Origin of the sequence: Pseudidiomarina salilacus (genome assembly GCF_047323925.1) — a bacterium.
Taxonomy (GTDB): Bacteria; Pseudomonadota; Gammaproteobacteria; order Enterobacterales; family Alteromonadaceae; genus Pseudidiomarina; species Pseudidiomarina salilacus.
On record NZ_CP178751.1, the window covers coordinates 1,672,870 to 1,686,364 of the forward strand.

General features: G+C 49.7%; 15 protein-coding genes. 12 read left to right on the forward strand and 3 right to left on the reverse strand.

Features of this window, described 5'->3' with window-relative positions:
* Positions 1–60: 60 nt before the first annotated feature.
* The 6 genes from lexA to ACJ8W9_RS07985 all read left to right on the forward strand — a co-directional run bounded on the left by lexA (position 61) and on the right by ACJ8W9_RS07985 (position 5,583).
* The gene (lexA, locus tag ACJ8W9_RS07960) at positions 61–681 is read left to right on the forward strand and encodes a transcriptional repressor LexA (protein ID WP_411359966.1); all 621 of its coding nucleotides are present in this window, start codon (positions 61–63) and stop codon (positions 679–681) included.
* Positions 678–1,094: an SOS-response cell division inhibitor gene (locus ACJ8W9_RS07965; RefSeq protein ID WP_411360800.1), complete on the forward strand. Its 417-nt coding sequence runs from the start codon at positions 678–680 to the stop codon at positions 1,092–1,094. The genes lexA and ACJ8W9_RS07965 overlap by 4 nt, the downstream gene beginning before the upstream one ends.
* A 321-nt stretch (positions 1,095–1,415) precedes the next feature.
* A complete protein-coding gene (gene coxB / locus ACJ8W9_RS07970) occupies positions 1,416–2,510 on the forward strand; it encodes a cytochrome c oxidase subunit II (RefSeq protein WP_411360036.1) in 1,095 nt (364 codons plus the stop codon).
* Positions 2,511–2,523: 13 nt separating this feature from the next.
* Positions 2,524–4,110, forward strand: a complete 1,587-nt coding sequence (gene ctaD / locus ACJ8W9_RS07975; protein ID WP_411359963.1) for a cytochrome c oxidase subunit I — start codon at positions 2,524–2,526, stop codon at positions 4,108–4,110.
* A 1-nt stretch (position 4,111) separates the two neighbouring features.
* Positions 4,112–4,690: a cytochrome c oxidase assembly protein gene (locus tag ACJ8W9_RS07980; RefSeq protein WP_411360801.1), complete on the forward strand. Its 579-nt coding sequence runs from the start codon at positions 4,112–4,114 to the stop codon at positions 4,688–4,690.
* A gap of 11 nt (positions 4,691–4,701) precedes the next feature.
* Positions 4,702–5,583: a cytochrome c oxidase subunit 3 gene (locus ACJ8W9_RS07985; protein ID WP_411360802.1), complete on the forward strand. Its 882-nt coding sequence runs from the start codon at positions 4,702–4,704 to the stop codon at positions 5,581–5,583.
* Between the two features lie 31 nt (positions 5,584–5,614).
* On the opposite strand, the gene ACJ8W9_RS07990 is transcribed toward ACJ8W9_RS07985, so the two are convergent.
* The gene (locus tag ACJ8W9_RS07990; RefSeq protein ID WP_411359958.1) at positions 5,615–5,830 is read right to left on the reverse strand and encodes a DUF2909 domain-containing protein; all 216 of its coding nucleotides are present in this window, start codon (positions 5,828–5,830) and stop codon (positions 5,615–5,617) included.
* A 27-nt stretch (positions 5,831–5,857) separates the two neighbouring features.
* Between ACJ8W9_RS07990 and ACJ8W9_RS07995 the strand changes: the two genes are divergently transcribed.
* Genes ACJ8W9_RS07995 through ACJ8W9_RS08015 form a run of 5 tightly spaced genes read left to right on the forward strand, consistent with a single transcriptional unit; the run spans position 5,858 to position 9,688 of the window.
* Positions 5,858–6,583 carry an SURF1 family protein gene (locus tag ACJ8W9_RS07995; RefSeq protein WP_411359956.1) on the forward strand — a complete coding sequence of 242 codons (726 nt, stop codon included), beginning with the start codon at positions 5,858–5,860 and terminating at the stop codon, positions 6,581–6,583.
* The gene (locus ACJ8W9_RS08000; RefSeq protein ID WP_411359954.1) at positions 6,580–7,125 is read left to right on the forward strand and encodes a hypothetical protein; all 546 of its coding nucleotides are present in this window, start codon (positions 6,580–6,582) and stop codon (positions 7,123–7,125) included. Before ACJ8W9_RS07995 ends, ACJ8W9_RS08000 begins: the two co-directional genes overlap by 4 nt.
* A gap of 4 nt (positions 7,126–7,129) precedes the next feature.
* Positions 7,130–8,113 (forward strand): COX15/CtaA family protein, encoded by a 984-nt coding sequence (locus ACJ8W9_RS08005; RefSeq protein ID WP_411360803.1) that lies wholly within the window; start codon positions 7,130–7,132, stop codon positions 8,111–8,113.
* 39 nt (positions 8,114–8,152) lie between these two features.
* A complete protein-coding gene (gene cyoE, locus ACJ8W9_RS08010; RefSeq protein WP_411359950.1) occupies positions 8,153–9,061 on the forward strand; it encodes a heme o synthase in 909 nt (302 codons plus the stop codon).
* A 3-nt stretch (positions 9,062–9,064) separates the two neighbouring features.
* Complete coding sequence (locus tag ACJ8W9_RS08015) at positions 9,065–9,688, forward strand: SCO family protein (RefSeq protein ID WP_411359949.1); 624 nt, start codon at positions 9,065–9,067, stop codon at positions 9,686–9,688.
* On the opposite strand, the gene ACJ8W9_RS08020 is transcribed toward ACJ8W9_RS08015, so the two are convergent.
* Positions 9,685–10,737, reverse strand: a complete 1,053-nt coding sequence (locus ACJ8W9_RS08020) for a polysaccharide deacetylase family protein (protein ID WP_411359947.1) — start codon at positions 10,735–10,737, stop codon at positions 9,685–9,687. The two genes, ACJ8W9_RS08015 and ACJ8W9_RS08020, sit on opposite strands and share 4 nt — an antisense overlap.
* Between ACJ8W9_RS08020 and ACJ8W9_RS08025 the strand changes: the two genes are divergently transcribed.
* Positions 10,703–12,064, forward strand: coding sequence for an MATE family efflux transporter (locus tag ACJ8W9_RS08025; protein ID WP_411359945.1), 1,362 nt, complete (start codon positions 10,703–10,705; stop codon positions 12,062–12,064). The genes ACJ8W9_RS08020 and ACJ8W9_RS08025 overlap by 35 nt on opposite strands.
* Here ACJ8W9_RS08025 and ACJ8W9_RS08030 read toward each other — a convergent pair.
* On the reverse strand, positions 12,038–13,438 hold the full coding sequence (locus tag ACJ8W9_RS08030; RefSeq protein WP_411359943.1) for a DUF4397 domain-containing protein: 1,401 nt from the start codon (positions 13,436–13,438) through the stop codon (positions 12,038–12,040). The two genes, ACJ8W9_RS08025 and ACJ8W9_RS08030, sit on opposite strands and share 27 nt — an antisense overlap.
* Between the last annotated feature and the right edge of the window lie 57 nt (positions 13,439–13,495).

Genomic DNA, 13,495 nt, shown 5'->3' on the forward strand with positions numbered 1-13,495 from the left:
GCGATCTCAAAACACCTGTATATACTCACAGTATTACTGTATGGATAAACAGGTATTCACATGCGACCTTTAACACCGCGACAGCAAGAAATTTTAGACCTTATTAAAGACACGATTGATGCAACTGGGATGCCACCTACCCGTGCTGAAATTGCACAGCGTCTTGGTTTCCGTTCAGCAAATGCTGCAGAGGAACATTTAAAGGCACTAGCGAAAAAAGGCATGATCGAGATGATGCCAGGTATGTCGCGCGGAATTCGTCTTGTCGGTGCCAATGATGTAGATATTCCGGAAGGACTCCCTTTAATAGGTCAAGTCGCTGCTGGTGAGCCTATTTTGGCGCAAGAGCATGTGGAAAGTCACTATCAAGTCGATCAAAACCTGTTTCGTCCACATGCTGACTTTCTCTTACGAGTAAACGGCATGAGTATGAAAGATATTGGTATTTTGGATGGCGATTTACTCGCGGTTCATAAAACTCAAGAAGCGCGCAACGGCCAAATCGTGGTTGCGCGTGTAGATGATGATGTCACTGTTAAACGTTTCGAGCGAAAAGGAAACTTAATTCTCTTACATCCTGAAAATCCAGAGTTTTCCCCTATTCAAGTCGACTTGACTCAGCAATTTTTTACGATTGAAGGTTTAGCGGTCGGCGTGATTCGAAATGGAGCATGGTTATGAGATACAACTACCCACACGCAAGCCGTGAGCTTGCCGTAGACAACTTCGTCGCCGGCGACGAAGCCCATTTATTGGCTGAAGACTTTGCCAGCTTAATGCCGCGCATTCAGTCCCTCGCCTTGCGTACCAAGCAATGGGTGACGGTCATCGGCGGTAACCGCGATGTCATTCAGCAACTGGTAAATGCCGGTGTCAGCCGTTCGCGTATTCGTTGGGTTGGTGGGCGCGATGCCGATCAACGCGAATGGGCTACTGAGCAAGCACTTTTGGCCGGAACTAGCAGCGTTGTTTTGAGCTTTCTACCCGGATTTTCATCGCCTCGTGTCGCACAACGCGTAAAAATGGCGAGCAAAGTGAGTCACACTCATAGCTTTGTGTTCCATACCCCATCGTCTCAGATCCCACTCCACTAAACTGAGACGAACCCTGCAAGGCTGCTTCGGCAGCCTTTTTTTTCGCCCAATCACAAAAAATTCTTAACTTTAGCGGTGGCTTTTTCATCTACTCATGGTATTTTGATCGGGCAGCTTACTGCTAACACAATAAATAACAATAAATATTGATACAAAACAACAAAGGGTTAGTAGGGAAAGCGATTTTCTGACCAGAAATGCTGTTCCTTTTTCTGCTCACCTCTTTGTTCTTCAGGCTCGCACTTCGGTGTATTCGTGGTTCGACCGCGTCGGAAGAATGAGAGGAGATGTAGCGTGAGTATTAAACTCATAACTGCGCTTATGGCGATGGCACCTGTCGCTGCCCAAGCGCGATCTCAGTTAAACCTGACTCAAGGGGTAACTGATATTAGTCAACGCGTGTATGACCTTCACATGACAATTTTCTATATCTGTTGCGTGATAGGTGTCGTCGTTTTTGGGGCCATGTTCTGGTCCATGATTCGACATCGCAAATCCAAAGGCCGTAAACCGGCAACTTTCCATGAAAACGTCAAAGTTGAAATCGCTTGGACGGTCATTCCATTTCTGATCTTAATCGGTATGGCGATTCCTGCCACCTCGACCTTGATTGCAATGGAAGATACCAGTGAAGCTGAGGTCACCGTTTTGGTGACTGGTTCACAATGGAAATGGCACTACAAATATTTCGATACCGACGTTGAGTACTTCAGCTTGTTGGCGACTCCGCGCCAGCAAATCGAAAATAAACTCGATAAAGGTGAAAATTATCTACTTGAAGTTGACCGTCCGCTGGTCATCCCCACAGGTAAAAAAGTGCGCTTCCTGATTACCTCAGATGACGTTATCCATTCTTGGTGGGTGCCTGACTTTGCGGTCAAGAAAGATGCTAACCCAGGCATGATCAACGAAGCGTGGACCAAAGTTGATGAGCCCGGTATCTATCGTGGTCAATGTGCTGAACTCTGCGGTAAAGACCATGGCTTTATGCCGGTGGTTGTTATTGCCAAAGAGCCTGCTGAGTACGAAGCATGGATGGCTGAACAAGTCGAAGCTAAACAACGCGCCGAAGAAGAAGAGCAACGTCTGCTCGCCATGTCGATGGACATGGATGAAGCAATGGAGCTCGGTGAACGCGTTTATGTAGGCAGTTGTGCTGCCTGTCACCAAGCCAACGGTGAAGGTATCCCTGGTGTGTTCCCGGCATTGAAAGGTTCAGACATGGCGCTGAACGACATGCAAGGTCACATTGACATCGTGGTCAATGGTAAGACTGGCACTTCAATGCAGGCGTTCGGCAATCAGCTTACCATGCAAGAGATCGCAGCGGTGGTCACCTACGAGCGTAATGCTTGGGGTAATGACACCGGCGACCTAGTGCAGGCTGCTGATATCAACGCATTTATGAACGAATAAGGGAGACCTGACTATGAGCACTGTTGTTGGCGAAATGGATCATCACGATCATCACCATCACGCGCCGTCGGGTATTACCCGTTGGCTGTTTACCACGAACCATAAAGATATAGGTTCACTATATCTGTGGTTCTCTTTCATTATGTTCTTGGTTGGCGGCGCCATGGCAATGGTCATTCGTGCTGAGCTGTTCCAACCTGGCTTACAACTGGTTGAGCCGCATTTCTTCAACCAGATGACCACTGTGCACGGTTTGATCATGGTATTTGGCGCGGTCATGCCCGCCTTTACCGGCCTCGCGAACTGGATGATACCAATGATGATTGGCGCTCCAGACATGGCCTTACCGCGCATGAACAACTGGAGCTTCTGGATCCTGCCGTTTGCATTTGCAATTCTGCTGGCTTCACTTTTCATGGAAGGTGGCGGTCCAGCATTTGGTTGGACGTTCTACGCTCCGTTATCAACTACTTATAGTAGCGATTCAACGGCACTCTTCGTGTTCTCGGTACATATCATGGGTATCTCATCCATCATGGGTGCGATCAACGTGATTGTTACTATTATGAACATGCGCGCGCCGGGCATGACCTATATGAAGATGCCGCTGTTCGTGTGGACTTGGTTTATCACCGCGTTCTTGTTGATTGCGGTCATGCCAGTGCTCGCTGGTGCAGTGACCATGGTATTAACCGACAAGTATTTCGGCACCAGTTTCTTCGATGCGGCAGGTGGCGGTGACCCCGTCATGTTCCAGCATATTTTCTGGTTCTTTGGTCACCCCGAAGTGTACATCATGATCTTACCGTCGTTCGGCATCGTGTCTGCCATTATTCCTGCGTTCTCACGAAAACAACTATTCGGTTACGCATCCATGGTCTACGCCACCGCAGCCATTGCTGGCTTATCATTCTTGGTCTGGGCGCACCACATGTTTACCACCGGTATGCCGGTGTTTGCTGAGCTATTCTTCATGTACTGTACCATGTTGATATCGGTACCGACCGGGGTGAAGGTCTTTAACTGGGTGGCGACTATGTGGCGCGGTTCAATTACCTTTGAACCGCCGATGATGTTCGCACTCGCATTTGTTATCTTGTTCACCATCGGTGGTTTCTCTGGTTTGATGCTGGCCATCACGCCGGTCGACTTCCAGTACCATGACACCTATTTTGTCGTGGCCCACTTCCACTATGTATTGGTGAGCGGAGCAATCTTCTCCATCATGGCAGCCGCTTACTATTGGCTCCCGAAATGGACTGGACACATGTACGACATGGGGCTCGCTAAGTTGCACTTCTGGGCTTCGTTGATTTCGGTCAACGTGTTGTTCTTCCCAATGCACTTTGCTGGCCTTGCTGGTATGCCGCGACGTATCCCTGACTACTCAATTCAGTTTGCAGACATTAACCAAATCGTCAGTATTGGCGGCTTCGCCTTTGGCTTGTCTCAATTGATCTTCTTGTGGTTGGTGATCAAGTGTGTGCGCGGTGGTGAAAAAGCACCAGCGAAACCATGGGAAGGTGCCGAGGGCTTAGAGTGGACGGTACCTTCACCGGCGCCGTATCACACTTTCGAAACACCACCTGAGGTGAAGTGATATGAGCACGCAACCAAGCAAACCCGATAACTTAAAGATCATCCGTCGGCTGTTGCTGACGGTGGTCTGTATGTTCGCGTTTGGCTTTGCTTTGGTGCCACTGTACGAAGTGTTCTGTGATCTTACCGGGTTTAACGGCCGCTTTACCGATGGACAAGCGGCTGCGAGCACCAAAGCAGTGGACACCAGTCGAACCATAAATGTGCAGTTTGTCACCCGTGTGAACAAAGGGATGCCATGGGGATTTGAACCTGAAGTACGTTCGGTTCGAGTTCATCCAGGCGAGACAAAAGTGGTTAACTTTCTGGCGAAAAACCCAACGGGCGGCAACATGGTTGCGCAAGCAATTCCCTCGGTTGCGCCCGGTGAAGCCTCGCTTTATCTAAATAAAGTCGAATGTTTTTGTTTCAACCAGCAGCCACTGGCTGCCGGTACCGAAACAGCAATGCCGATGCAGTTTTATTTAGACCCTGAGATTCCCGAAGATATTCATACGGTTACCCTGTCGTACACTATGTATGACATGACACAAAATATGACACCTGATGCGTTGGCGGCGATTCAGCCGGCAGCGGAGTGAGGAATTAAGTAATGGCAGAACAACAACACGAAAAATACTATGTGCCAGCTTCAAGTCCGTGGCCCATCGTTGGCGCGATAGGTCTAGGTCTTATTGCTTTTGGCGCTGGCCATACAGTGATTGATGCAAGTAAAGAGGCCGACGGCTGGGGCATAAATGTACTCTTTGCCGGTATCGCCGTCATTCTCATAATGTTGTTTGGCTGGTTCCGCGATCAAATCAACGAATCCATGTCTGGTTTATACAGCAAGCAACTCGGACACTCCTACCGCCAAGGTATGGCATGGTTTATTTTCTCTGAAATCATGTTCTTTGCGGCCTTCTTCGGGGCCTTGTTTTACGCCCGCGTGATTGCTGTCGAATGGCTTGGCGGCGCGGGCAACAATGCCATGACCAATGCCGTGTTATGGCCTGATTTTGTCGCTCACTGGCCGCTTACCGAAACGCCAGGTGGTACCGAGTCAGGCGCAATGGGTTGGATGGGTTTACCACTTTACAACACCATTATCTTGATTATTTCATCGGTGACCTGCCATTTTGCGCATGTAGGTCTTGAGAAAAATAATCGTAAACAGCTCACTGGTTTCTTGGCTTTAACTATTGTGCTGGGTCTTATCTTTTTATATATGCAGGGCGCGGAGTACGTGCATGCTTACGAAGAGTTAGGACTGACGCTAGATTCAGGCATTTATGGCAATACCTTCTATATGCTGACGGGCTTCCACGGTATGCACGTTACCTTAGGAACCATCATGCTGATTGTGATGTTCTTCCGGGTGTTAAAGGGTCACTTTACGCCTGAGAGTCACTTTGCCTTCCAAGCAACTAGCTGGTATTGGCACTTTGTTGATGTGGTTTGGGTGTGTTTATTCATCTTCGTTTACGTTCTGTAAGCTCACCCATCGCGACCGGCTAAGCGCAAGCTTAGTACGGTCGCGGATTACCTTCGAGTAATCCAGTCGCGAGTAAAACCACAATTATTAAAATGGCGAGCGCAGAGGCGCCAACGCGGCGGCCTAAAAAGTGCGTCATTGGCGGTTGGTCAGGGTCATCGCGGAGCATTACAAATAACGCGCGACCGAGATTAAAGACCATAAAAAACATGAGTAGTACCAAAATGATTTTTGCAGTAATGACCATTTTTCAATCCTGTACAGGTGCAAGCTGATGCGATGGGGCAGTATTATCGCCACAGCACTCACTGTGCTGGCAATTGCGATTATGGTCAAGCTCGGATTTTGGCAACTCGATCGCGCCGTCGAAAAACAGCTGTTGTTTGACGACTTCACCCAGGCACAAACTGCTGCCAATGATGCGAGTTATCAACCGCTGCCGCAACAACCAACCACAGCGCAAAGATTTAAACCTGTGGCGGTCAATGGCCAGTTTCACAGCACCTACCTTTTGCTCGACAATCAAATTCATCAAGGTCAGGTTGGCTATCAGGTTATCGGTCTGCTCGACGCAGAAGATCGGGAAGCGTTAGTACCTGTCAATTTAGGGTGGATACCAGTAGGTGACGACCGCACCTTGCTGCCGACAGTGGATCTTCCAGAGCTTGATGAACCGCTGCGCGGTTGGTTGTACTTTCCCGCAGAAGACGCCTTTATGCTGGGTGATCAGGTCATCGAACCGGGTCTCAATCCTTATCGCATTCAACAGCTCAATGCAGCAGCAATAAGTGACGCCTTAGCGCTTCCAATTGCTGACTATGTAGTGCTACTCTCAGAACAAGAAAATTATGGCTGGCCAAGACAATGGGAGCCCCAAGTCATGTCCCCGGCCAAACATCAGGCGTACGCGTTGCAGTGGTTTTCACTCGCGTTTGCGGCGTTCGTGGTGTTTCTTCTTGTCCGACGTTCCATAACGAAAACAAAAAAGGAATGTGCATGACTTCTGTCAAGAAATCTCGCTTAACGCTGATTGGCGTTGCACTTGCTTTTGTGTTGCCGGTCATCGGCGCAAAGTTCGTGCTTGACCAAAGTTGGTACCAAGGTGGCGCCACCAACAAAGGGACTATGGTGCAGCCTGCGGTTACCCTCAATGAAACCATGAACGCCCAGCTGCCCGACGGCTGGCGCGTAGTGCTGATTGCTGACGATGCCTGCGGCGCGCCTTGTGAACAAGGTTTTTACGCAATCAATCAACTTGATGTGGCACTTGGCAAAGAAAGCGATCGGGTGAAACCTATCGTCTTAAGCCGCAATGAGCTGAGCTTCGACTTTGCACAAACACCTCTAGTCGAGACAATAGTTGCACCAGCAATTGTCGACCAATTCGACAGCATTCCCGCATATCGTCTTTTTATCATTGATCCTCTTGGTACCGCGGTATTGCATTATCCAACACATGCAGACGAACCCACCATGCGTGCCGAAGCGAAAAACTTGCTTTCAGACCTTAGAACTTTGCTAAAACTATCACGGATTGGGTGATGCCATGCGGACACTAGTTAACTTCAGTATTCTTTTTGCTTTGGTGGTAATTATCCTCGGTGCTTACACGCGTCTTACCGATGCAGGTCTAGGTTGCCCTGACTGGCCCGGCTGTTATGGTCACCTTACAGTGCCGGTTGATGAAGAGAAAGCGGCGGCTGCGCAAGCACGCTTCCCCGATGCCCCGCTTGAACATCACAAAGCCTGGAATGAGATGGTACATCGCTACGCCGCGGGCATTTTAGGAATTCTCATTCTGATCATTGCCATTACGGCTTTGGTACGCGCGCGCAAGCATCCGGAAACGCCAGTCAAATTACCGCTATTCTTATTAGCCTTGGTTACCTTTCAAGCGGCACTTGGCATGTGGACCGTGACCATGAATCTACAGCCGCTGGTAGTTATGGGGCATTTGCTCGGCGGTTTTACCACATTGTCGTTACTGTACTTATTGCGGTTACGGCTTAAGCGTGTGCATATTCCACTCGGCGATCCCAAAGCGCGTAAGCTCGCGGGTTTAGCCTTCTTCGCACTCGTGGTTGTGTTCATGCAAATTGCGTTGGGGGGTTGGGTTGCCGCAAACTATGCCGCACTGGCCTGTACTGAGCTGCCAATTTGCGAAGGCAATTGGAGTGAGCAACTCGATATCGCCGGTGCTTTTTCGGTGCCAGAAGCAGTGACATACCAGTATGGTGCGCACGATTATGCCGAACGCATGACCATGCATGTTGCCCACCGTATAGGTGCCATTGTAACTATTGTGGTAGTGGGATTGATGCTGTTGCGCGGCTACAAAACCGCCCAATCGAGTGTCATCAAAGGAACTTTAAATTGGGTCACCTTAGCGCTTATCGTGCAAGTTGCACTAGGACTGAGCAATGTTATTTTCATGCTACCGCTAAGTGTTGCTGTTGCGCATAACCTATTTGGCGCTCTTTTACTATTAAGCCTTGTTGGCTTGAATTACAAACTCGCGCGTAACGCTTAAAAATCACAATAATAAGCGCTCGAGAAGGAAGTTAGTTGTATGACAGAGATGACGTATAAGAAACACGCGCATTGGCGCGATTATTTAGAGCTTACCAAGCCGCGCGTAGTGTTATTGCTGCTACTCACAGCTTTGGTAGGCATCGCCTTGGCGAGCCCGGTTTGGGTTGGCTGGCAAATTGTCGTACCGGCGATGATCGGCATTGGCCTGATGTCCGGTTCGGCAGCGGCCGTGAATCATTTAGTGGACCGTCATATTGACGCGAAAATGGCGCGCACCTTGCGTCGCCCCCTGCCATCAGGCGCCCTATCACCGCGCCATGTGCTTAGCTTTGCAGCCCTGATCGGCTTGCTTGGTTTCGTCGTGCTGGCATTGTGGGTAAACATGCTGACCGCGTGGCTCACCTTTGCCAGTCTGATCGGCTACGCCATTGTTTACACCATGTATCTGAAGCGAGCCACGCCGCAAAATATCGTCATTGGCGGTCTTGCCGGCGCCGCTCCGCCACTGTTAGGCTGGACCGCAGTTACCAACGAAATTCATCCCCATGCTATTTTGTTAGTGATGATTGTGTTTACTTGGACGCCGCCGCACTTTTGGGCATTGGCCGTGCACCGTGCGAAAGATTACGCGAAGGCAGAAATTCCAATGTTGCCGGTGACGCATGGCATTGAATTCACCAAAACCTTGATCCTGCTCTACACCATCCTACTCGCGATTATTTGTTTGCTTCCCTATGTTGTTGGCATGTCCGGAATCATCTATTTGGTCGGCTCGAGTATTCTCAGTGTTTGGTTTCTGGGTTACGCATGGAAACTCAAATTCGCACCTACTAAAACAACTGCCTATAAGATGTTCACCTTTTCGATTTGGCACTTAATGGTATTGTTTGTGCTATTGTTAGTGGACCATTATGCAGTCACACCCGCACTGCCGTTAGTGAGGTAATTCATGCAAAAACTTCTTGTGACCCTTATTGCTATTGTGGCCCTCGTTGCTGGTGTTGTCATTTACAACGGCCTACCGAAAGAGGAACCACGGGCGTTAGTCTATAATCCACCACGTGACCTGAATCCGTTTATGCTGCAGGCGCACACCGGCGGACAACTGGCAAATGCTGATTTGACCGGTCAGTGGACCTTTTTGTTTACCGGTTACACTTCTTGCCCTGATATCTGCCCTACCACTATGGCCGATTTAGGTAAAGCGATGCCTGTGCTCAACAGCGCAAGCGATCGCCCAGTTCGTGTTTGGATGATTAGTGTGGACCCACAGCGCGATACGTTGGAAAAACTCGAAGCCTACGCATCCTATTTTGGCAGTGAATTCGTCGGCGTTCGAGCTGAGCACAAAGACCTCTATCCGTTTGTGAACGGTTTGGGCTTGATGTACTCAATTCCAGAAGAAGGCGAAGTTGATTACCTAGTTAATCACAGCTCAGCTATTGTCTTGGTCAATCCAGAGGGGCAACGGCACGCTATCTTTAAAGCCGATCATCAACCGGGACAACTCCCTGTGGTGGATACCCAGCAGATGATCGATGACTTTCAAATTATTGCCTCGCAGTACAATTAATCTGGCCAGCGCCCCTGTTCATTGGGGCGCACTAACGGCACCGAGTACCAGTAAAATCGACCTGATAATGACCGACTTGGTAAAGTACAATTGACTCTTGAACGACCAATCGGTGGTTGTGACAAGGTAAATTCTACGCTTTCATCAGCCACATTTGGCTGTATCACGTCGCCCTGATAAAAGCAGTTCATGCGTTGCAACTGCACATCATCACTAGCGGCAATGTGTAACCGAACATTTACCTCTTCGACGTCGGACGCGACTTCCATTTCAGCCGGTTCATGAGCTGTCACCGGTAATGGCAGACTGCCTATTTTTGTCTTTAGGGTGTCTAAGTTGGCATAATTTGCCGACGCTGGAAAACGTGGAATTTCAGTCGCTTTAGTGTGCGGCCCCCAAGGTCCCGAATGTTGACCAAAAGCCAGAAACTCTTGCTCTGCGAGCAGCTCCGCTAACTTGGCATCATATTCACCATAGGGATACGCAAACAGTCGCGGCTGTGGCGAACCAAGTTCGTCATCTATCACTAGCTGGGCGTCAACTATCGCGGTGAGTTGACGTTGCTGCCATGCGGCTTCGTCTTGCCCTGCGTCGCGCCAAGTCATGTGTTCATGAAATTGTGAGTGATTGGCGATGGTTGCACCATATTCAGTCAACTCACGCAGTTGCTCCCAGCTCATGTAAATCCGTGGAGTTTCCTCCATCAGATAAGGATTCACAAAAATGGTGAAGGGGTAACGGTATTTCTTGAAAATCTCAAGACCATTGTCGTAAACGTTACGCCAACCATCATCGAAGGTGATGCTGACCAATTTGTCGGGAACCCGCTCTTGCGCCAATAATTCCTTCGCCTCGGTAAGTGAAACGACCTTATAATCATGCTCTTTCAGGTAGGCGAAATGTTGCTCCAACTCAGCCGCTGTCACTGAGGTAACCCGCGGTGTATCATCACCTACATGATGATATTGTAGTACCACCACTCCATGCTCAGCAGCATGACTGAACGGAACAAGAATGAGCCAAAGTAAGCCAAATCCCAACGCTCGCATTACTAACCTCCATCGATTTTGGGGAAGCTGGTCGGCGCATCAGCGGATTATTGCCATCGCGCTACCTATGATCATTTCGAATATCGCGGCCCCACTGCTAGGGCTGGTAGATACTGCCATCATAGGGCATCTCCCCGACGCGATCTACCTGAGTGCAGTAGCACTTGGCGCTATGGTGGTCAGTTTTATCTTTTTACTCGCTATTTTCTTACGGATGACCACAACTGGCGAAATTGCACGTTCTTTCGGGCGCGAAAATGTCAGCGAACAACGCCGTATTGTGCGGCATGCGATTGGCTTTGCCGTTGTTCTTGGCTTGCTGATTCTTACTGCGAGCCCGCTGATTACAGATTTTGCTTGGTGGATTATCGAGCCCTCTGCAGATCTCAAACACTACGCAACGCAATATATCGATATTCGATTGTGGGCAGCGCCTGCAGCGCTGATTAACTTGGTTGTCTTGGGTGTGTTGCTCGGACGTCAGCAAAGCAAGCAGGCGATGATCTTGGTTATTTTTACCAACGCCGTCAATGTGGTTGCTGACGTTATTTTGATTTTGGGCCTCAATATGAATGTCGCAGGAGCCGCTTGGGCATCGGTTACTGCTGAAGTAAGCACTGCGCTATTGGGTTTATGGTTGCTGCGTGATTTACTGCCCAGCGCGCACCATTGGCAATTTGAGCGGGCTTATTTTGCGACTTTCTTTGGCATGAATCGCGATGTTTTCATTCGATCGCTGCTACTGCAACTTTGCATGGCAACCATGACTGGCTACGCCGCACGCTTTGGTGACTTGTATGTCGCGGTGAACGCCGTGTTAATGCAGTTTTTGATGTTGATTTCACTAGGTTTAGACGGCATTGCCTATTCGGTTGAAGCACTCGCCGGGGCTGCTGTAGGGCGAAAAAATCGCGCTGAAGTACGCTACTGGTTGCGCCTTACGCTGCTGTGGTCGTTCGTGTTTGCGGCTGTCTACAGTCTGTTGTTTTGGGGATTTGGCAGTTCTGTCGTACGGCTACTCACCGACTTACCTAGGGTGATTGCAACTGCGGAAATTTACTTGCCGTGGATTTACGTATTACCGCTACTTGCTCATTGGAGTTATTATTTTGATGGCGTTTTTATTGGCTTAGGCTGGACGCGTGCGATGCGCGACACCATGGCAGTGAGCGCGTTACTCGTGTTCGCACCACTTGCAGTCGCAGGTCAGTGGTGGTTCGCCAAAGAAAATGCCAACCACGGTCTGTGGTTGGCATTGAGTCTTTTCCTACTTGCTCGAGGCGTAAGTCAGTTTGTGTACTTACTGCGCCGGCGCCAAGTCGTCTAACAAAATCAGCTGCGGAGGTAAGCCGCCACCCGTCATATCGACTGCTGCGGCGGTGTAGATACCACCAGCTTCGAGCGTGAGTGGAATCGGACCGATTGCTGCGGTTTTCGTGCCTGTCGCGGTCACTGTTACGACATAGTCACCTGGTAACAACGAAACGTAACCGGTCGAAGCAAGCGCTTCTGGGCTAAAGGGTACCGCAGAGAACGCAGGTTCCGCTTCACTGATGTCATCAGTTGCAGTTACATAGATATCAACCTCGCCAGCACTTGGTGAGGCGTGCACCAACTGGATTTGCGCTTCAGTGTTGACACGGCGCTGCATGTCGGTAACAGCTGCCAAGGTGAGTGAACCGTCGCCCAATGCGCCAACTGCATAAATACTCAGTTTGTCACTGGTTTCCAGTGCCAATGGCACATCATCCAATACCACTGGGTCACCACCAGCGGCTGCTACGTCAATAAGGTATTCGGCAGCCGGTAAGTTGATGAAGCCCGTTGCTTCCAAGAAAGCAAGATCAGCAATGGCCGGCGTTTCTGCATTGTTCACCGTCACATCTACCGCTGGTGCATCAGCACTCGCATGGACGACACGAATGTCAGCGCCTGCGTTAACGTCAGGTAGTACGCTTGCGCCAGACCCGTCGGCAATTTGTAACGCAATAGGTGAGTCACCGGTCATGGTATTTGTCACTGCTGCGACCACTAGGTCAGCGCCATCTGGCAAACTGACGGTGCCACTGTCATAAACAACTGAAGCAGGTTCTCCCGCCACGGTTACGCGAATTTGATAATCGCCAGCCGGCACTTCAACTTGGCCTGAGTTATCTAGAAACGCTAAGGTCGTGACCGCTGCTTCAGCACTAAGGTCAGCACCCGGTGCAGTGACAAAAATATCGACCGCTGGTGCATCTGGCGCCGCGTGAACAACTTCTACTCGCGCATTGCCTTCGGTTACTGCACTGAAGTCATTGGCAAAGATGAGCGGCTCAATACTACCATCACTCACTTTACCGACTGCGAAGACTTCGTAACGCATGTCGCCACCTAAATCGACGTCAGCTGGACCGATAACTGTCGCAGTTGAACCATCCGGCAAGATGCCATCGACTTGGATACTGTAAGAAGCTTCTTCGAGTTCTAGTACTTCAGATGAAGCACCAAAGGGCACACCTTCCAGTGCTGCGTTACCATCGACTAAAACATTTACATCAGGTGCGTCCGCTACAGCATGGTGCACACGAACATAAGTTGATGCCGGCGGTGGTGGGGGTGGTGGCTCGACTTCAACGACTGGATCGTCATTATCGCTACCACAAGCCGCTAGCATAAGAACCGCAATCGCGGGTATACTAAATTTCGTGATCCCATTCATGATTTGTTCCTCGTTGTGTAATAGGCAAATTCCACTACGCTGGAACAAAATGTTTGG

Bases quoted from the DNA above. Each gene is read 5' to 3' on its own strand.
- lexA (WP_411359966.1), top strand. From the start codon at position 61: ATGCGACCTTTAACACCGCGACAGCAAGAAATTTTAGACCTTATTAAA.
- ACJ8W9_RS07965 (WP_411360800.1), top strand. From the start codon at position 678: ATGAGATACAACTACCCACACGCAAGCCGTGAGCTTGCCGTAGACAAC.
- coxB (WP_411360036.1), top strand. From the start codon at position 1,416: ATGGCGATGGCACCTGTCGCTGCCCAAGCGCGATCTCAGTTAAACCTG.
- ctaD (WP_411359963.1), top strand. From the start codon at position 2,524: ATGAGCACTGTTGTTGGCGAAATGGATCATCACGATCATCACCATCAC.
- ACJ8W9_RS07980 (WP_411360801.1), top strand. From the start codon at position 4,112: ATGAGCACGCAACCAAGCAAACCCGATAACTTAAAGATCATCCGTCGG.
- ACJ8W9_RS07985 (WP_411360802.1), top strand. From the start codon at position 4,702: ATGGCAGAACAACAACACGAAAAATACTATGTGCCAGCTTCAAGTCCG.
- ACJ8W9_RS07990 (WP_411359958.1), bottom strand. From the start codon at position 5,830: ATGGTCATTACTGCAAAAATCATTTTGGTACTACTCATGTTTTTTATG.
- ACJ8W9_RS07995 (WP_411359956.1), top strand. From the start codon at position 5,858: ATGCGATGGGGCAGTATTATCGCCACAGCACTCACTGTGCTGGCAATT.
- ACJ8W9_RS08000 (WP_411359954.1), top strand. From the start codon at position 6,580: ATGACTTCTGTCAAGAAATCTCGCTTAACGCTGATTGGCGTTGCACTT.
- ACJ8W9_RS08005 (WP_411360803.1), top strand. From the start codon at position 7,130: ATGCGGACACTAGTTAACTTCAGTATTCTTTTTGCTTTGGTGGTAATT.
- cyoE (WP_411359950.1), top strand. From the start codon at position 8,153: ATGACAGAGATGACGTATAAGAAACACGCGCATTGGCGCGATTATTTA.
- ACJ8W9_RS08015 (WP_411359949.1), top strand. From the start codon at position 9,065: ATGCAAAAACTTCTTGTGACCCTTATTGCTATTGTGGCCCTCGTTGCT.
- ACJ8W9_RS08025 (WP_411359945.1), top strand. From the start codon at position 10,703: ATGAGCCAAAGTAAGCCAAATCCCAACGCTCGCATTACTAACCTCCAT.
- ACJ8W9_RS08020 (WP_411359947.1), bottom strand. From the start codon at position 10,737: ATGCGAGCGTTGGGATTTGGCTTACTTTGGCTCATTCTTGTTCCGTTC.
- ACJ8W9_RS08030 (WP_411359943.1), bottom strand. From the start codon at position 13,438: ATGAATGGGATCACGAAATTTAGTATACCCGCGATTGCGGTTCTTATG.